This window comes from Sorangium sp. So ce363 (assembly GCF_051520435.1).
Classification (GTDB): domain Bacteria; phylum Myxococcota_A; class Polyangia; order Polyangiales; family Polyangiaceae; genus Sorangium; species Sorangium cellulosum_B.
Window position 1 is genome coordinate 5424917 of sequence record NZ_CP150333.1, and the last position, 18457, is coordinate 5443373.

Genomic DNA, 18457 nt, shown 5'->3' on the forward strand with positions numbered 1-18457 from the left:
TCGATGGAGTTCAAGCACAAGGCGGCGCTCGTCACCGGCGCGGCCCAGGGGATCGGCGAGGCCGTCGCCCGGAGGCTCGCCGCGCGGGGCGCCGCGGTGGCGGCGGTGGACGCGAACCGGGAGCGCCTGGGCGCCGTCGTCGCCGATCTCCAGGCGAGCGGCCATCGCGCCGCGGCGTTCGCGGTGGACGTGGCCGACGGCGAGGCGGTCGACGGCGCGGTGGAGCGGATCGAGCGCGAGCTCGGCCCCCTCGAGATGCTGGTCAACGTGGCCGGCGTGCTGCGCGTGGGCGGCGCCCTCTCGCTGACGAGCGACGACTGGGAGCGCACCTTCGCGGTCAACACCCGGGGGGTGTTCAACGTGAGCCGGGCCGTGGCCCGCCGCATGGTGCCGCGCCGATCGGGGTCGATCGTGACGGTCGGGTCCAACGCCGCGCGCACGCCGCGGATGAACATGGGCGCTTACGCGGCCTCGAAGGCCGCCGCGGCCCAGTGGACGAAGTGCCTCGGCGTGGAGCTCGCGCAGCACGACATCCGGTGCAACGTGGTGTCCCCTGGCTCGACGGACACGCCGATGCAGCGCGCGCTCTGGGCGGATGATCGCGGCGCTCAGGAGGTCATCGCCGGCGCCCCCGAGGCGTTCCGGCTGGGCATCCCGCTGCGCCGGATCGCCACGACGGACGACGTCGCCAGCGCGGTGCTGTTCCTGCTCTCGGACGAGGCGCGGCACATCACGATGCACGACCTCTGCGTCGACGGAGGCGCCACGCTGGGCGCTTGATCCCGGCCCGCCCGAAGCGTCGATGTCCGCGGGCGCGGACACCGGCGCGCCGGGCTCACGGGCCTTCCTTGCCCACGTTTCCGAACAGCGCGTCCGACGCCGTGCCGACCATCACCACCGCGGCGAGCGCCACGGCGGCGGCGATCGCGAGGGCGCCGAGGACCCGCGAGGGCTTCATCTGCCACCACATGGCGAGGCCGCTGAGCGCCCACACGACCAGCGTGATCCCGGTGATGTCCGCGAAGAGCGCCCAGAGCCACGCCACGCCGCCGTGCGCGGGGAAGTGATGCGTCTTGTGGAGCGTCTCGAGCACCTCGACGAAGCGAGGCCACCCCCGCGCGCCGGCCGGCCGCCCGTCGAGCCGCCCCGTGCCCAGGTTGTACGTGACGTTCCAGGCGCGGCCGTCCGCGTCGCGCATGCCGAAGCGCAGCTCCGGGCTGATCTTCGGGTGGGCGCGCAGCGGCGCCGCGGCGTCGACGCCGATCTTGGGCAGGAGATCCTTTATCTGCTCCTGCACCGCCGCCATCCTGTGTCCAGGCAGGTCGATCGCGACGCCGGCGAACGGGGGCGCGGGGGCCTCCGGCTCGGGAGGGTGGCTGGAGACCGTCGCGCTGCCGTCGTCGAGGCGCAGGATCACCACCTGGCGTCCCCCGTCGGCGCGCGGCGCCGCGAGCAGGGGCCACCCGGAGAACGCGCCCGGGGTCCCCGGATCGAGCGTGTAGCGCGAGGGCGAGCCGGCGTTGAGCTGCTCGACGACCTGGCGCGCGAGCTCGCCGGGATCCCAGGGCTGGAACCCGGTGAGCGCCGACAGCCGCTCTCCCGAGAGCGACCGGCTGTCGATGTCTCGCCCGATCTGCGGGTGATTGAAGAGCGTGCCGCTGATCCCGAACAGCAGTATCCAGGGGAACAGCAGCAAGCCCAGGTACATGTGCACGCGCCGCACGACCTTCATGATCGCGCCGTAACGCGGCCGCCCGCGGGGGCCCCGTGGCGAACGGGGCCCTCGCGCGGCGTTGTCCCTCATCGCTCCTTCGTGATCGGGCGCGAGCGTCATCGGATCTTCGCGACGGAGAAGGTGAGCCCAGGCGCGCTCACGCTCGCCTCGCCCGGCCCGTCCTCGCCGATCTCGCGGAGCGTCGTCGACTCCTGGCCCTGGAACTCCAGCAGGAAGGTGCGGTCGCCGAGCGCGACGCTCAGGACGCTGCCGCCGCCGGGCGCGGCGTCGAGCACCGTGGCGGTCGGCGTATCGCCGAGCGCCACGCTGGCCCACCGCCACGCCGCGGCGCTCGCCAGCACGCGCGGGTGGGTGTCGTCCGCGATCGCGAAGAGGCTCTCGTCGAGCACCCGCAGGAACGCCTTCCCGTCCGGACCGCCGAAGAGCGAGCCGGCGGCGTCGCCGTCGAACAGCGTGCTCAGCTCGACGTGGAACTCGGGGTCGAACTGCCTCGTCTCGGGGTCGAAGCGCAGCATGCACGGGGCGGCCGCGTTGTCGGGGTTGAGCCGGTGCACCGCCGCGCCGTACGCCTCGGTGGCCACGTAGATCATGCCGTCGGGCCCCTCGACCCCATCGCGCACGTAACCGCAGCGATCGTCGGTGACGACGGTCGCCTCGTCCGTCGCGCTGTCCACGACGACGACCGCGGCCACGCTCGGGACCTCCGCGCCGATCCGCCAGCCGCCGAAGGTGATCACGTCGTCGCCCTGGACCAGCGGCGACGAGGAGGAGTACGTGAGGGTGGCGTCCTGGATCACGAGATCCTCGAGCGGGATGTCGCCGGTGACCGTCATTTCCTGAGGGTTCCAGACGACCACCTGGGCGGTGGGACCATCGAAGAAGTACGCCTTGGTCTCCGAGACGAAGTGGAACTGGGTGCCGTACTCGCCGAGCTTCGCGAGGCCCTTGCCCTGGAAGCTGATGGTGTCCCCTTCCTCGAGGCTGCCGTCCTCCTGCAGGTCGTAGCGGGTCACGGTCGCCGCGGCGTCGCTCGCCACGAACACCGCGCCTCCGCCGTCCAGCCCGACGCCGAGGGCGCGCCCCTGCACCTCGATGGCGTCGTCCAGCGACAGCATCTCATCGGAGTCGATGTCGTCCGTCACGATGACGTAGCTCTGCGTGTCGCCGCCGTCCGGCCCGAACACCTGGACCGTGAGGGCGTACGCCGGCCCTGCGTTGGGCGTCCCCCCCGTGCCGCTGGTGGCTCCGCCGGCGCCGGTGCCTTCGCCGCCGGCGCCCCCCGCGCCGCCGGCGCCGCCGCTCGTCGCGCCGCTGCTCGTGCCATCGCTCGTGTCGTCGCCGCAGGCGACGAAGCACGGGAGGAGCAGGGTCAAGAGGAGGGCATTCGCGTAGCGCGCACGAAATAACATGAAGGATCTCCTTGTGTCGGGTTTCAACTGCTGTCGCACGAACATCGGCTCACAGGCTCAAGGCGAGCTTGGCGTACGCCGCTCGCCCGGGGCGCTGGACGCCGTAGAAGCTGAAGGCCTTCTCGTCGGTGAGGTTCTGCACCTCGACGGTCGAGCTCACCGTCCATCCGCCGCGCTCGACCAGGTACGTGAGCGCGAGCGTGTGCACGAGCTGCGACGGGATCTCCGCCTTGGAATCGGCTACGCCGCGGCCTTCCGGGCCGACGAAGAAGGCGTGTACATAATCGGCGTGCCAGGTCATGGACAGGACATCACGCCGCGCCGCGAGCTCGGGCCACTGCGCGCGCGCGACGACCCCGCCGAACAGGTACGGCTGGTTCTGGATGCGAACGCCGGTCGAGCCGTCCCGGAAGTCCTGCCAGGTGACGTGACCGTCGACCGACAGCCAGTCGCCCGGAGCGGTCCACCCGGCCGTCGACTCGATACCGACGGATCGCGCCGACAGCGTGTTGCCGTACTCCGAGTAGCCCAGGTGCCTTCGCAGCGTGATCAGATCCTCGGTGAAGCGACCGAAGCCGTTGGCGCTGAACCGGAGCTGTCCCGCGCCGGTCTCCGCGCGCTCCAGGGTCACGCCCAGGTTGACGTTGTGGCTCGCCTCCGGCTCCAGGTGGACATTCCAGACGATGAGCCCTCCGTCGCCGAACAGCTCCTCCGGCGTCGGCAGGCGGGTGGCGTACTCGTACGAGGCCTTGGCGTAGAGGGCGTCGGTGAAGCGGAAGCGCAGGCTGTCCCCTGCCCCCACCCGGTGGGTCGCTCGATCGACGTCGCCGATCCGGCCGCTCGGCAGGTGCTCCCGGGTGCGGACGCCGTGCAGGTAGAGCTTGGCGAAGGCGATGTTCGCGAGCCGGCCTTCGAGGGGCCTGGCCTCGTACTCGACGCCTGCCACGCCGCTCCACAGCTCCCGCTCCGCGGTCAGCGGGTCCTTCTCGGGCTCGGCCACGACAAGGTTCCTCCCGGTGCGCGTCACGTGGCTCGGCGAGAGCCCGAAGCGCAGGAGGTGCTCGGTCGCGGGGTGCCAGGCCAGGTTGACGCGAGCGAAGGCGGTGTGCTGGCGGACTTGCTGGTCGTTCGCGTCGTCCCCGACCTCCCCCCGATACGGGCGCTCCACGCAGCCGCCCGACCAGTCGTAGGTGCACGTGGCCACGTCGAGGAAGGTCGTGCGCGCGTACGAGTACCCCGCGAGGGCGTCGAGCCGCGCCCTCCCGAAGAACGGCTGCGCATACCGCAGCAGCGCGCCGCCGGTCTGCCTGCCGAAGGTGACCTCTCCGAAGGGCGGCGACTTGACCCTGCCGTCGAGCATGTCGACGAGCAGGCCGTGCTGCACCTCCTTGTCGTGCGAGGTGAAGAAGGCGCGGAGGAGCAGGCGGTCGGCCCACGGCCGCCGGGCGACCCCCACCTCGGCCGCGCCGCCGGCCGCGACGTAGCCATCGTGGAACCGCCGGGCGCGCGCGGGCGACAGGCGCCCGCTCTCGTCGAACGCCATGACGTCGATCGGGGTGTCGTTCCGCGCGCGATCGACGAACCCGCTCGCGCGGGCGAAGAGGCCGCTCGGCGCGTGCGCGTGGCGCGCGCCGAGGGTCATCCGGTACGTGCCGAAGGAGCCGACCTGATAGGACGCCGACGCGCCCGTACCGCGCGTGTCTTGATCGGTCACCAGGTTCACCGCGCCGCCGAGCGCGTCCGTGCCGAAGCGCAGCGGGACGACGCCGCGGTAGATCTCGGCGCGCTCGACGAGGTTGACCGGCACGTTGGCGACCCCGAAGGAGTGCCCGGCGAGGTCGAGCGGCACGCCGTCGAGGAAGAAGCGGATCCGGTCGTCGGTGAGGCCGTTCAGCGAGAAGCGCGCGTCGGAGCCGAGCCCGCCGAGGCGGCGCACGCTCACGCCCTCGGCGCGCGCCAGCACCTGGCCGAGATCCGCGGCCTGCCGCTTGGCCTCGACGGTCTCGATCACCTGGACCGCCTGCGCGGAGGTCCGGAGCCGCTCGGCCTCGGAGGCCCCCCGCACGCTCACCTCGATCGCGGGCAGAGCTGGCCCTGAGGCGCCAGCGACCGGCGCGGCACCGACGGGTCCTGTGACGGGCGCGGCACCGGCGACGCCCGCGATGGGCGCGGCCGCGGGGGGCGGCGCAGGCAGCCGGAAGTCGTGGCGGTAGAGGATGCGCGACGCGACGCTTCGGTCGCCTCGCCAGGCCGGCGTGAAGCGGAAGCGCAGCGCCGCTTGCTGCGCGGCCTCGTCGAACCCGTGGCCCGCGGGCTCGGCGATCTCTGCGCTGGTGACACGCCCTTCCGCGTCGATCGTCAGCCGCAGCACGACGCTCCCCTCCAACCCCGCCTCGCGCGCCGCTTGGGGATACGCCGCCTCGACCGCGCCCGTGAGCTCGGGCGGGCGCACCGCGAGCGCGGCGCCATCGCCCGGGGCGCGCGCCGCCGGCGCTGTCTCGGCCCCGGGTGCCGCTCCCTCGCCGTCCTCCCCGGCAGGGGCCTCTTCGCTCGCCCGCGCGTCCGCTGCAAAGGCCAACAGGGCACCGCAGGGGGCGAGGACCAGAGTCCCGGCCAGCGCGGCGCAACGCAAGCGCTGTAATCGAATCATGAGATCACCGGGCATGCTCACCGGAGCGTGACGAAGCGGCGCTCTGGCCGGCTCTGCGCAAGCTGGTTGTCGTGGCGTCTCGCTCGCCGGCTCTTCAGGCCTCTTCGGATGGCGCAGACCGCGCTGGCCAGGGGCCGCCGCCGCGAGCTGTCATGTCAGCGCTCTGGGAGATTCAACCGCTCACGTCCTCCGCCGCCGCCGGGACCGGGACGACGACGACGCGCTTGCACCGCCGGCACTTCAGCTCGACGCCGCCGGGCACATACCGGGCGAGAAGGCTGCCGCAGCCGCAGCGCACGGAATTGGGCTCGGCACGTCCAGCAACGCCGCAGTGATCACACCGGCTGTCGGGCGGAGCAGTCGCCTTCGACATCAGGTTGTCCATCGTGGAACCCCACTTTCAATAATGAAAGTCACTTTCACTTTCAATCCGGAACCTGCCATGCTACCGACAGCGTTGTCAAGCGAAAGCGGTCGGAGAGCGTCCGCGAAGCGTCGCGACGTCCGCAGGTCCGAGCAGCGCGAGATCGCGGCCGAAACCGGCGCGATCTGCGCGCTCGCTCGGGCCGCCGGCGCCGTGCCTCGCTGGCGCGGACAGGCCCCCCACGGGACGGTGGCCCGTGGCGGGGGTCCCAACGAATTCGCTTGACAATGCCCACCCTACCTCACCATAAACGAACTTGAAAGTAGTTTTCATTTTCATTCACTCGTCGATGCCGAGGTGGCCGCGCCCATCGCGGCGTCATCGAGCTGGGTCCGCTATCGGGACGACGTCCGGCGCCCCTGCCCTGCGTGCTCTCGGGGCTCGGGCCCCGCTGCGCCGGCGGGCTCCGCTTTCGTTCCAACGGCGCTGGCTCGGGCGTCACGGCCGCCTCTGCGCCGTCGTCGCGGGCCGCGGATCGCCTGCCGCGAGCGTGCCTCTGGCGGCTGTCCCGTCGAGCGCCGGTTGAACCAGGAGGGTTGTCGTCATGGTCGCTCCTCAGGACGCGCGCTGGCCGCTGTCGGCCGCGCAGCACGGTATCTGGCTAGGCCAGCAGCTCGACCCCGCGAGCCCGGTGTACAACGCGGGCGAGTGCGTCGAGATCTGCGGGTCCATCGATCTCGCGACCCTCGAGGCCGCGATACGCCAGGCCGTCTCGGAGGCAGAGACGCTGCACGTGCGCTTCACGAGCGAGGCGGATGGGCCGCGCCAGCGCCTCGACCTGTCCCCTGACTTCCCTGTACACCGCGTCGACGTCAGCGCGGCGCCGGACGCGTTCGCCGCGGCCGAGGCGTGGATGCGCGAGGATCTCGCGAGGCCGGTGGATCTCGCGCGCGGGCCCCTCTTCACGGAGGCGCTGTTCACGGCGGGGCCCGATCGGCTCTTCTGGTACCAGCGCGCGCACCACATCGCGCTGGACGGCTACGGCTTCTCGCTGATCGCGCGGCGGGTGGCCGAGATCTACACCGCGCGCGTCGAGGGCCGATCGAGCGAAGGCGGCGCCTTCGGGTCGCTGCGCCGGGTCGTCGACGAGGATCTGGCCTACCGCGCCTCCCCCGATCTGGAGCGCGATCGCGCCTTCTGGACGCAGCGCTTCGCCGACCGGCCCGAGCCGGTGAGCCTCGGCGACGAGCCGGCGCCCGCGTCGCGCGCCTGCCTGCGCCGGACGGCGTCGCTCGCGCCGTCCACCGTCGACCGGCTGAAGGACGTGGCGCGCCAGGCGAAGGCGACCTGGCCTGACGTCGTGGTCGCCGCGACCGCGGCGTACGCGCACCGGCTCACCGGCGCGCCCGAGATCGTCCTGGGGCTGCCCGTGATGGGGCGCCTCGGCTCGGTGTCGCTGCGCATCCCGGGCATGGTCATGAACATCGTCCCGCTCCGGGTGCCGGTCGCCGAGGGCGCGAGCCTGGTCGATGTCGCCCGGCAGGTCGCGGCCGAGCTCGCGGCCGTCCGGCCGCACCTGCGGTATCGCTACGAGCAGCTCCGCCGGGATCTCAAGCTGATCGGCGGCGGCCGCCGGCTGTTCGGCCCGGTGGTCAACATCATGCCGTTCGATTACGACCTGCGCTTCGCGGGGCATCGCGGCGTCGCGCACAACATCTCCGCCGGCCCGGTCGAGGATCTGTCGTTCGGCATCTACGCGAGATCGGACGGGCGCGGGCCGCGGCTCGACCTCGACGCCAACCCGGCCTGCTACGGCGACGAGGATCTCTCGGCGCACCAGCGGCGCTTCCTCGCGTTCCTGGAGGCGGTCGCCGCCGCCCCCGAGCAGGCCCTCGATCGCGCCGAGATCGACCTCCCCCGGGCCGCGGCGCGCGCGCCCGGCGCGCAGGCGGCCGGGCAGCCCGGCGCGCTGCTCGACGGGGGCCCGCTGCCCGCGCCGGCGCGCCCCGTCGTCGAGCAGATCGCCCTGCGCGCGCGCGAGCAGCCGGACGCGACCGCCGTCCACCACGGCCTCGAGCGCGTGACCTACGGCGAGCTCGACCTCGCCGCCCGGCGGCTCGCCGCCCGGCTCGCCGCGCTCGGCGCCGGGCCGGACACGCTGGTCGCGGTGCTCCTGCCGCGCAGCATCGGCGCCATCACCGCGATCCTCGGCGCGCTCTACGCTGGCGCAGGCTACCTCCCCCTCGATCCGGACGGGCCGCAGCCGAGGACGACGGCGATCCTCGACGACGCCAGACCGGCGATCGTCGTCACGACGTCGCAGCACGCCGCGAAGGTGGGGAGCGATCGCGCGGCGCACCTCGTGCTCCTGGACGAGGCGATCCACGGCGCGCCGGCGCGGGCGCTGGTCCAGGGCGCGGAGGAGCACCTGGCGTACGTCATCTACACGTCCGGCTCCACCGGCCGCCCGAACGGCGTCATGATCGAGCGCGGCGCGCTGGCCCACTTCGTGGCGGCCGCGACCCACCGCTACGATCTGCGCCGCGACGACCGGGTGCTGCAGTTCGCGCCGCTGCACTTCGACGCCAGCGTCGAGGAGATCTTCCTGACCCTGTGCGCGGGCGCCGCGCTGGTGCTGCGCACGGACGAGATGCTGCAATCCGTGCCGCGGCTGCTCGACGCCTGCGAAAGGCACCGGATCACCGTCCTGGATCTGCCGACCGCGTTCTGGCACGAGCTCGCCTACGGCCTCTCGACCGGCGCGGCGTCGCTCCCCGAGGGCGTCCGCACCGTCATCATCGGCGGCGAGGCGGCGCTGCCCGAGCGCGTCGAGCGCTTCCGCCGCGCCGTCGGTCGGCGCGCGCGGCTGCTCAACACCTACGGCCCCACCGAGGCGACCGTCGTCGCCTCGGCCGCCACGCTGAGCGGCGGCGACGCGCCGGACGGGGCGCCGGACGACAGACACGAGGCGCCGATCGGTACGCCGCTGCCCGGCGTCCGCGCGGCCATCGTCGACACGCACACGCAAGCGCACGGCCGGCTGGTCCCGCAGGGCGCCGTGGGCGAGCTCCACCTCATCGGGCCCGGGCTGGCGAGGGGATACCTCGGGCGGCCGGACCTCGACGCCGCGCGCTTCGTCGTGCTCGACCAGCTGGAGGACCGCCCGCGCGCGTACCGCACCGGCGACCTCGTCCTCCAGCGGGCCGACGGGCAGATGGTCTTCGTCGGGCGCGTCGACGACGAGCTCAAGATCAGCGGCCACCGCGTCGATCCGCTCGAGATCGAGGCGGCGCTCCTGCGCCATCCTTCCGTGCGGGAGGCGGCCGTCATCGGGCACGCCTCGGCCGGCGGCGGCAAGCGCCTGTCCGCGTTCCTCGTCGCCGGGGACCCCGCCCCGTCGCCGGCCGAGCTCCGCCGGCACGCGCGCTCGCTGCTCCCCGCGGCCGCCATCCCCTCGGCCTTCGTGCTCACCGATCGGCTGCCGAGGACGAGCTCCGGCAAGATCGACCGTAAGGCGCTGCGGGAGGCGCCGATCGCCGCGGCGGCGGAGCCGCCTGCCGCCGCGACGGCGCTCGAGCGGCAGCTGCTGCAGGTCTGGGAGCAGGTGCTCGGCGTGAGCGGCCTGTCGGCGCACGACGATTTCTTCGAGCGCGGCGGCCAGTCGCTGCAGACGATCCAGGTCGCCAACCGGCTCAGCGTCGATCTCGGACGGGAGATCCCCGTCGCGATGATCTTCCGCCACCCGACCGTCGCGGCGCTCGCGCGCGCCCTCGACGAGGCGCAGGGCGCGGCGGCGGCGCAGACGAGCGGCGAGCCCCCCGGCGCCATGCTGGCCGACGCCGAGCTCCCCGAGGACGTCGTCCCCCGATCGCTCGCGTGGTCCGGCGGCGGCGGTCGCCCGCGGCAGGTCGTGCTCACCGGCGCGAGCGGCTTCGTCGGCGCGCACCTGCTCCACGAGCTCCTGACGCAGACGGACGCGACCGTGGTCTGCCTGGTGCGCGCCGCGAGCGAGGCGCACGCAGCGGAGCGCATCCGGCAGGCGCTCTCGAAGCAGCGCCTGCCGGTGGACGGCATCGACGCGCGGGTGCTCGCCGTGCCCGCCGACCTGACGCAGCCCCGCCTCGGCCTGAGCGCCGCGCGGTTCGTCCAGCTCGCCGCGGAGTGCGACGCCATCTACCACAACGCCGCGGTGGTGAGCCTCGTGCGCGACTACCGCAGCCTGCGCGCCGCCAACGTGATCGGCACGCGCGAGGCGCTCCGCCTGGCCGCGGCGGTGCGCCCCAAGCCGCTGCACCACGTGTCGACGCTCGCCGTGGCCCCGGGCATCGCGGCGAGCCCCGAGGTCGCGGAGGCGTTCGTGCCGCCGCACCCCGGCCTGCGCGACGGCTACCAGCAGAGCAAGTGGGCGGCCGAGCGCCTGGTGCAGCAGGCCGCGGAGCGCGGGCTGCCGGTCGCCGTGTACCGCCTGGGCCGCGTCGTCGGCGCGCCCGACACCGGCGTCGTCAACGAGCAGGATCTGGTCTTCCGGCTGCTGCGGGCCGGCATCCCCGCCGGCGTCCTGCCCGATCTCGACGTGAGGGAGGTGTGGACGCCCGTCGACTACGTCGGGCGCGCGATCGTGCGGCTCTCGCTTACCACGCTTACCGCGCAGACCACGGGCGCCGTGGTCAACGTCGCCCCTGCGCCCGAGGTCCGGCTGACGGAGCTCTTCGACTGGGCGCGCGACTACGGCTATCCGGTCGAGCGGCGCCCGGTCGCGGCGTGGCGCGCGCGGCTGAAGGACGGCGCCGACGCCGCGGACAGCGCCACGCTCGCGTTCTTCGATCTGCAGTCGGCCCCGGCCGACGGAGAGGCGACCTTCGGCATCGGGCGCGTGCGCTGCGACAACCTGGAGCGCGGCCTGGCCGGCACCGGCATCACGTGCCCGTCGATCGATCGCGCGCTCCTCTACCGCTACCTCGATCGCTGCGTCGAGGAAGGCCTCCTGCCGCCCCCTTCCAGCGCGGCGCGGCGAGCGCCGCGCCCCTCATGACACCGGCTCACGGACGAGAACCTCTAGCCAGAGAGAACGACCACGATGACCACACAGACGATCGACCCACGGGACAGGAAGCAGGGAGGCGGCGCGCCGCAAGGCGCCGCGGAGGGGCTCCGGCTCGACCGCTCGAACGCGCTGCTCGCCGAGGCGCGCCGGCTCATCCCCGGCGTCACGCAGTCGCTCATGAAGCGGCCGGAGATGTTCGCGCTCGGCTCGTTCCCCGTGTACCTCGAGGGCGGCGAGGGCGCGCTGGTGCGCGACGTCGATGGCAACCAGTACATCGACTACATCTGCGGGCTCGGGGCGAACACGCTGGGGCACAACCACCCGGCGGTCGTCGACGCCATCCGGCGTCGGCTCGACAGGGGCATCCTTCACTCGCTGCCGACGGAGGTCGAGGTCACCGCCACGCAGGACCTCGTCGCGATGACCCCGGGCGCCGAGATGGCCCGCTTCTTCAAGACCGGCGCGGACGCGACGTCGGCGGCCATCCGGCTCGCCCGCCACGTGACCGGCAGGGAGAAGGTCGTCACCATCGGCTACAACGGCTGGCACGATCACTTCATGTTCGACACCCCGGGCGTCCCGGCGGTGCTGCGCGAGTACACCCACCGCATGCCGCTCATGGCCGAGGCCGACGAGCAGCCGCTGCTCGATCTCATCGCGAGCAAGGGCCCGGAGCTCGCGCTCGTGCTGCTCTCGCTGCCCTACAAGCGGTGCGTCTCGGCGGAGTACCTGCGCGAGGTGCGCGAGGCGTGCCGCGCCCAGGGCGTGCTGTTCGTCCTCGACGAGGTCGTCACCGGGTTCCGGCTCGCGCGCGGCGGCGCGCAGGAGTACTACCAGATCGAGGCCGATTTCGTCTGCTTCTCGAAGGGCATCGCCGCGGGCATGCCGCTGTCGGCGATCGCCGGGCCGCGCCAGGTGATGAGCCGGCTCTCGGAGCTCCAGGTGTCGACGACGTTCGGCGGCGAGATGCTCTCGCTCGAGGTCTGCAGGGCGGCGCTGCGCGAGTACCGCGAGACCGACACCATCGCGAAGGTCGCCGCGCTCGGGAAGCGGCTCCGCGAGGGCATCAACCGGCGCGCGGAGCAAGGCGGCTTCCCGCTGCGCGTCGTGGGGTACGACGCGATCCCCTTCTTCCTCATGGCCGAGGATCTGGCCGTCCACACGAAGCGCATGGAGCCGTTCGTCGGCGCGATGGCGAGGCGCGGCGTCCTGCTGCGGCGCGACGTCAACTTCCTCTGCGGCGCGCACACCGAGGCGCAGATCGATCACACGATCGACGCGGCGCACGACGCGCTGCTCGAGCTGGCGAGCCGCGGCGTGATCGAGCGCGGCGCGGGCGCGAAGGCCCAGAGCTGAGCCCACGGTCGTGCAGAACGCTCGCTCCGAACGGACCCTCCTGTTCCTCATCGCCGCGGTCCAGTTCGTCAACCTGCTCGACTTCATGGTCGTCATGCCGCTCGGGCCGGACTTCGCGGTCGCGCTCGGCATCCCGATGTCCGACATCGGCCTGATCGGCGGCAGCTACACCGCGGCGGCGGCGGTCTCGGGGGTCGCCGGCGCGTTCTTCCTGGACCGCTTCGACCGGCGCAGCGCGCTCGCCGTCGCGATGCTCGGCCTCGTCCTCGGCACGGCCGCTGGCGGCCTCGCCACCGGCCTGCCGAGCCTCCTCGCGGCGCGCGTGCTCGCCGGGGCCTTCGGGGGGCCCGCGACCTCGATCGCGTTCTCCATCGTCGCGGACGCGATCCCGCCGGAGCGGCGCGGCAAGGCGATGGGCGTCGTGATGGGCGCCTACTCCCTGGCCGCGGTGCTCGGGGTGCCGGCCGGCCTCGAGCTCGCGCGGCGCGGCGGCTTCCAGGCGCCGTTCTTCGCCGTCGCGGCGCTCGGGCTCACCGTCGCGGGGCTCGCGCTGCGGCTGCTCCCCTCGATGCGCGGCCACCTCGCCGGGGCGCGGGCGCGCGCCGAGGAGGACGCCCTGCGCGAGCTCCGCGCGCTCGTCGGCCGCCCGCTCGTGCTGCTCTCGTACGCGGCGACAGCGGTCATGACGATGGCGTCGTTCCTCGTCATCCCGAACATCTCGGCCTACGTGCAGCACAACCTCGGCTATCCGCGCGAGCGGCTCGGCCTGCTCTACCTCGCGGGCGGCGCGCTCACCTTCGTCGTGATGCGCACCGCGGGCGCGCTGATCGATCGCATCGGCGCGTTCCGCACGAGCCTGGTCGGGGCGGCGATGCTCGTGGCCGTCCTCTATGCCGGGTTCCACTCGTACGTGCCGGGGCTGCCCGTGCTCGTCGTCTTCGTCGCCTTCATGACCGGGACGGCGATCCGCAACATCTCCCACAGCACGCTCGCCTCGAAGGTCCCGCTCCCCTCCGAGCGGGCGCGCTTCGGATCCATCCAGTCGGCCGTGGATCACCTCTCGTCGGCGCTCGCCGCGTTCCTCGCGGCCAGGATGCTGCACGAGCTCCCCGACCAGCGCCTCGACGGCATGGGCGCGGTGGCCGCGCTGGCGATCGCCTTCACGCTCGCGTCGTCGTGCTTGATCTTCCTGATCGAGCGACACGTCGCCCTCGGCGCGTCGAGCAGCGCCGGCGCTGAGCGCGCGCTGGAGGGCCGGGGCTAGTCGACGAGCGCGGGAGTCCAGAGAGCGCGCATCCAGCCGGGCGCCCCTCACCTGACTGACCTGGTTTCCATCTCCGATTCCCCTCGGTGGGAACAACAACCCACCGGGGGCACCTCCCCTTCTGATGCTGGAGAAAAGCTCCAGGGGGTCGGCTTGCACGGCCGCTCTTCACATGCTCTTTGTCGGTGACCTCATCAATGGTGTCCCCGTCTCTCGTCCCGCGCCTCGCGGGATGCCTTGGCTGCCTCGTCGCGGCCCTCGTCCCACGCATCGTCGTCGCCGTCATCCCGGCCGAAGCCTCGCCTCCTCCGGTCGCGGCCGTCGCGCCGATCACCGAGGTCTCGCCCCGCGCGAAGGGCGCGCCTGAGCCCCTCATCGACGGCGCCGCGCGCTCCGTCGTCGCCGTGGCCGTGTCGCATCGCGATCCCCGGGGCGGCGAGCGACGCGTGAGCCTGTGCAGCGGCGCGCTCGTCGAGCCGAACCTCGTCTTGACCGCGCGTCACTGCATCTCGCGCAACCTGACCGCGGCCCCTCGCTGCGATCGCTCGGGCCGGTCGCACAACGGCGATCACGTCGGCGGAGACATCGATCCTTCCGAGATCGCCATTTACACCGGGGACCATATCGATGTCTCCCGCGACGCCGCGCGGGCGCGCGCCGTGGCCACGCTGCACGGGAAAGAGCGCGTCCTCTGCGACGCGGACATCGCCTATCTGGTGCTCGATCGGCCCCTCACCGACGTGGCGCTCCTGCGGATGCGCGAGGTCGGGGCGCTCGATCCAGGCGACAGCGTGGTCGCCGTCGGGTACGGCGGCGGAGCGTCCAACCGGCTCGGCGTCCGCGCCGCGCGCGGTCCGCGCCTCGTCGCCGCCGTCGGGCCCCGCGCCGATCCGGCGACCGGCAAGGTCCTCGGTCCGCGCGAGTTCGAGATCGAGGGGGCGACCTGCGCCGGCGACTCGGGAGGTCCGGTGATCGACGCCGACCGCGGCGACGTGGTGGGCATCACGTCGCGAGGCGCGGGGTGCACCGCGGCTGGCAACCACGTTTATACGCGCACGGACGCCTTCGCCGCGCTGACGGCCGAGGCCCGCACGGCCGCGCTCGCACGACGCTGAGCGCCGCGCGCCATCGCGCCGGCTCGCCTCGCCGAGCGCGAGGGGCAGGACGCGGCAGGAGCAGGCCGTGTGCAGCCGCGGCACAGCGCGCGACGCGCGGGCGTGCCGGCACGTCGCTCGCATCGCGCGGAGTCAACGGAAGACAGACACGGGATCGACGCTCATGCGGGCAGGGTCGCGTGCGCGACGACGCTGCTTCGCCCGCGCCGATGATCACTTCCCGGAGGGATCGGAACCATGTCGTTGCTGGACACCACCAGGGGCTTCTTGACGCCCGAGCTCATCTCGGCCGCAACGAAGGGGCTGGGCCTGAGCGATGAATCGCCGACGAACGTGCGCGGCGCCGCGGAGAGCTCGGTGCCGACGCTGCTCGCCGGAATGGCTCAGGTCGCCTCTTCGGAGAGCGGCGCAGCGCAGCTGTTCAGGATGATCACCGAGCGGGACTACGAAGGTCTGCTCGGGAGAGCAGGGCCCCTCCGCGCCGAGCAGGCCGAGGAGCTCTCGCGCCATGGGCAGTCGATGATCGCCCGCCTGTTCGGCGACCGCGCGAGCGGGATGATCGATCTCATCTCCCGCTCCTCCGGCGCAGAGCAGCGGTGCTCGACCGCGATGCTCGGCCTGGTCGCTCCGATCGTCGCGTGCGTGCTCGGCCGCGAGGTGAGGTCGAGAGGGCTGACCGCGCGAGGGCTCGCCGATCTGCTCTCTCATCACAAGCAAGCCTTCAAGGACGATCCGCGCGCCCCGGCGGGCCTCGCTGGATTCCTCGCTCCCTCCATGGCGGCGAGCGCTCCTTTCGTCGCGGCGGCGGCGCGCGAACGGCCGCATGATGCGGTATCACCCGTCCCGTCCCGAACGACGGAGTCGTCAACCCCGCTTCCCTCGCGTGAAGGGCCTGCCCGTCAACGTCAGACGCGAGAATGGCTGCTCCCGACCTTGCTGGCCGCGGCGGTGCTCGGAGGCCTCTGGGCGTTCGTCCGCGAACGCAGGCCGGAGCGCACCGCCGCCGAGCCCACGCACGAAGCCCCGATCGCGGCGGCTCCGAGGGACGATCTCGCTCAGCCCGCCGCGCCGCCGCCGCAGGTCGAGGCGCCGCGCGCCGAGGCGCCCACGGCCGCCGCGCCCGGCGAGGCGCCCCCCAGCGCGCCGGAGATCGTCGAGCAGCTCAGGATCACGGCCGGCGAGATGACGCTCCCGGGCGGCAAGGTCCTCTCCGTCGACGAGCACGGCTCCGAGGCGGAGATCGCGCGGTACCTCGACGCCGGAGCCGCGGATGGCCCCAAGCGCTTCTCGATGGAAGGCGTGAGCTTCCGCTTCGGGACCACGGAGTTGACCGAAGCTTCGCGGCCGAAGCTCGAAGCGCTGGCCGTCATCCTCGACGCCTATCCCTCCGCGCGGGTGCGCATCGAAGGGCACACCGACGCCGTGGGCGGCGCCGAGGGGAACAGATCGCTGTCGCTGGCGCGAGCCCAGGCGGTGCGCAACGAGCTCACCGCGCGACAGATCGCTCCCCATCGCATCGAGGTGGCCGGGATGGGCGCCGAGCAACCGGTGGCGTCGAACGACACCGCCGGCGGACGCGCGCAGAACCGCCGGATCGACGTCATGGTCCTGAGCCTCTGAAGCGGCGACTCACCCTTCTGCGCCAGGAGCAAGGTACCGGCGCCGGCCTGCGGAAGCAGGGTACCGGCGCCGGCGAAAGGCCGGCGCATGGCCGCTCGGCTCTTACGTGTGCACTCTCGGGAGGACTTGCTCGAGGACGCCGACGGCGCCGTTGTCCTTCTCCACGTGGAAGCGGACCACCAGGTTGTTGTTCTTGTCCCAGTCGTCTGCTCCGTCGCTCGGATCGAGGATCGCAAAGTTGCGATGCGTGACGCAGTACCTGTGTTCGGACCCCGAGATCTCCCGGAGGAACCCCTTGATGTCGCCGTTGAACAGGTTCTGACTGCCGCCGTTCGTCAGCAGCGAGAGGATGATGCGGGACATCCCCTTGGGGGCAGGGCGCGCGATGCCGGACGCGGTCACCTGATAGAGGCGCGGTCGCGAGCGCGGCTGCCCGAATCCGAGGACCGTGTCGATGTGCGCCATCGTGCCCACGTGGATGTCGCCGCCCATGAGCGTCACCTGGGTGCGAGGGCTGAAGCCGGCGAAATTCATGAGAGACATCAGGAAACGCCTGCATTCGTTCTGGTTGTTGGAGGCAGCCCAGCCGTCCCGGATGTCATCGACGGAGGCCATGTTGAACGTGTTCGTGAGCGCCTCCGCGGCCGCGAGCGGCAGGTAGACGACGGGCGTGCCGACCACGACGAAGAGGTGCCTGAGATCGAGCGCCGCGAGCTCGTTGAGCCTGAGCTCGAGGTCGTCGAGCTGTTGCTTGCCGAGGATCGTCCCGTTCTTCCACGAGCGCTGCGACCGCCCATCGACCGCGAGGATGGCGACGTCGCCGTGCTTCGCGATCCAGCCGAACCCCGAGCTGCTCAAGCGGTCCCTCGGGCTCAGCGCCGCCTGAAACTCCTTGAACGCCTGCTCCGCGGCCCTGTAGCGCTCCACGGCCGGCGGGGAGCCGTCGTTGTTGTTCGACCCCCACCCATCGTAGATCTCGTGGTCGTCCCACATCATGACGTTCGGACAGCTCCCGAGGACCGCCGCCACGTCAGGGTGCGACCACGTGTGCACGTAGTGCCTGCGGTACGCGGCGGTGCGCCCCTCCGAGGCCGACCAGCCCGTGGGATCACCGTCGCCGTAGATCTGGTCACCGGCGTGAACCAAAAGGTTCACCTTGCCTTCGTCCACGAGGGCCTTGAGCGCCCGCCACATCGCCCCGCGCCTCTCCTTGGGAAACTCGTGGTTATCGATGTCGTTGCAGCTCACGAGGCCGATTCGAATCGGCCCGTTCGTGACGGTGCGGAAGGCGGAGCCGTTGATGCTCAGGTTGTCCGCGGGTGTGGGGAGCGGGTCTCCTGCGTCGTGCTCCACGATGCCATAACGAACCCTCTCGCCGCTCAGCCCGCTCAGCTCGAACGTGGCGAGCCCGAAGGGCGGCGCGCTGCTGATCGGCACGTCGAGCGTGCGAACGCCGTTGTCGTCCGCGAACGCCAGCCTCGCCCTCCCCTTGGGCCTCTCGAAGACGGCCAAGATCCTGCTGGTTGTCTGCGTCGTGTGTCCGATGACTGCGCTTTTGAACGCCATGGTCCGCCTCTCTGGCGAGAGCTCGTCAGGCTGAGGGAAGAGGCGCCGTGGTCCTGGCGGGCACTCTCCCCTATGTTTCGTCGCGGGCGGCCGGACGCAAGTTTTTCGGCTCGCTCGAGGCGCTCGCGAGAGGGGCGAGGCGTCGGGCCAGAGGCGCTCTCCGCTCGTGCTCACGGCGTGGGGGGCGGCAGCGCGGCGTCGGCGGGCGCGACGCCGGCGGCGACCACGGGGTAGCCCTGGCCCGCCGCCGACCTCGTAGAACAGGCGCAGCGAGCCGTCGGGCAGGCGGACCACGCCGGGGCCCCTCGGGATCGCGCCGCGCTCCCCGCCGTCG

General features: G+C 72.6%; 11 protein-coding genes. 6 read left to right on the forward strand and 5 right to left on the reverse strand.

What is annotated here, in order from left to right:
- The first annotated feature begins 3 nt into the window (after nucleotides 1-3).
- Complete coding sequence (locus tag WMF12_RS20655; RefSeq protein WP_437873233.1) at nucleotides 4-780, forward strand: 2,3-dihydro-2,3-dihydroxybenzoate dehydrogenase; 777 nt, start codon at nucleotides 4-6, stop codon at nucleotides 778-780.
- Between the two features lie 55 nt (nucleotides 781-835).
- Here WMF12_RS20655 and WMF12_RS20660 read toward each other — a convergent pair whose 3' ends face one another.
- The 4 genes from WMF12_RS20660 to WMF12_RS20675 all read right to left on the reverse strand — a co-directional run bounded on the left by WMF12_RS20660 (nucleotide 836) and on the right by WMF12_RS20675 (nucleotide 6092).
- Nucleotides 836-1732, reverse strand: coding sequence for a PepSY domain-containing protein (locus WMF12_RS20660; RefSeq protein ID WP_437873234.1), 897 nt, complete (start codon nucleotides 1730-1732; stop codon nucleotides 836-838).
- Nucleotides 1733-1830: 98 nt separating this feature from the next.
- Nucleotides 1831-3144, reverse strand: a complete 1314-nt coding sequence (locus tag WMF12_RS20665; protein WP_437873235.1) for a hypothetical protein — start codon at nucleotides 3142-3144, stop codon at nucleotides 1831-1833.
- 49 nt (nucleotides 3145-3193) lie between these two features.
- On the reverse strand, nucleotides 3194-5722 hold the full coding sequence (gene mxcH, locus WMF12_RS20670; RefSeq protein WP_437873236.1) for a TonB-dependent siderophore myxochelin receptor MxcH: 2529 nt from the start codon (nucleotides 5720-5722) through the stop codon (nucleotides 3194-3196).
- Nucleotides 5723-5966: 244 nt separating this feature from the next.
- Entirely contained in the window at nucleotides 5967-6092 is a 126-nt protein-coding gene (locus tag WMF12_RS20675; protein WP_437873237.1) for a hypothetical protein, read from the reverse strand.
- A gap of 670 nt (nucleotides 6093-6762) precedes the next feature.
- Between WMF12_RS20675 and mxcG the strand changes: the two genes are divergently transcribed.
- The 5 genes from mxcG to WMF12_RS20700 all read left to right on the forward strand — a co-directional run bounded on the left by mxcG (nucleotide 6763) and on the right by WMF12_RS20700 (nucleotide 16557).
- Complete coding sequence (mxcG, locus tag WMF12_RS20680) at nucleotides 6763-11190, forward strand: myxochelin non-ribosomal peptide synthetase MxcG (protein ID WP_437873238.1); 4428 nt, start codon at nucleotides 6763-6765, stop codon at nucleotides 11188-11190.
- Nucleotides 11191-11235: 45 nt separating this feature from the next.
- The gene (locus WMF12_RS20685) at nucleotides 11236-12558 is read left to right on the forward strand and encodes an aminotransferase class III-fold pyridoxal phosphate-dependent enzyme (protein ID WP_437873239.1); all 1323 of its coding nucleotides are present in this window, start codon (nucleotides 11236-11238) and stop codon (nucleotides 12556-12558) included.
- A 10-nt stretch (nucleotides 12559-12568) separates the two neighbouring features.
- Entirely contained in the window at nucleotides 12569-13822 is a 1254-nt protein-coding gene (locus WMF12_RS20690) for an MFS transporter (protein WP_437873240.1), read from the forward strand.
- Nucleotides 13823-14019: 197 nt separating this feature from the next.
- Nucleotides 14020-14937 carry a trypsin-like serine protease gene (locus tag WMF12_RS20695; protein WP_437873241.1) on the forward strand — a complete coding sequence of 306 codons (918 nt, stop codon included), beginning with the start codon at nucleotides 14020-14022 and terminating at the stop codon, nucleotides 14935-14937.
- Nucleotides 14938-15174: 237 nt separating this feature from the next.
- Nucleotides 15175-16557: an OmpA family protein gene (locus WMF12_RS20700; protein ID WP_437873242.1), complete on the forward strand. Its 1383-nt coding sequence runs from the start codon at nucleotides 15175-15177 to the stop codon at nucleotides 16555-16557.
- Between the two features lie 102 nt (nucleotides 16558-16659).
- Here WMF12_RS20700 and WMF12_RS20705 read toward each other — a convergent pair whose 3' ends face one another.
- Nucleotides 16660-18123: an alkaline phosphatase D family protein gene (locus tag WMF12_RS20705; RefSeq protein WP_437873243.1), complete on the reverse strand. Its 1464-nt coding sequence runs from the start codon at nucleotides 18121-18123 to the stop codon at nucleotides 16660-16662.
- Nucleotides 18124-18457 lie beyond the last annotated feature (334 nt).

Coding starts and splice junctions, on each gene's coding strand:
- WMF12_RS20705 (WP_437873243.1), bottom strand. CDS start 18,123: ATGGCGTTCAAAAGCGCAGTCATCGGACACACGACGCAGACAACCAGC.
- WMF12_RS20665 (WP_437873235.1), bottom strand. CDS start 3,144: ATGTTATTTCGTGCGCGCTACGCGAATGCCCTCCTCTTGACCCTGCTC.
- WMF12_RS20660 (WP_437873234.1), bottom strand. CDS start 1,732: ATGAAGGTCGTGCGGCGCGTGCACATGTACCTGGGCTTGCTGCTGTTC.
- mxcG (WP_437873238.1), top strand. CDS start 6,763: ATGGTCGCTCCTCAGGACGCGCGCTGGCCGCTGTCGGCCGCGCAGCAC.
- WMF12_RS20685 (WP_437873239.1), top strand. CDS start 11,236: ATGACCACACAGACGATCGACCCACGGGACAGGAAGCAGGGAGGCGGC.
- WMF12_RS20655 (WP_437873233.1), top strand. CDS start 4: ATGGAGTTCAAGCACAAGGCGGCGCTCGTCACCGGCGCGGCCCAGGGG.
- WMF12_RS20695 (WP_437873241.1), top strand. CDS start 14,020: ATGGTGTCCCCGTCTCTCGTCCCGCGCCTCGCGGGATGCCTTGGCTGC.
- WMF12_RS20700 (WP_437873242.1), top strand. CDS start 15,175: ATGTCGTTGCTGGACACCACCAGGGGCTTCTTGACGCCCGAGCTCATC.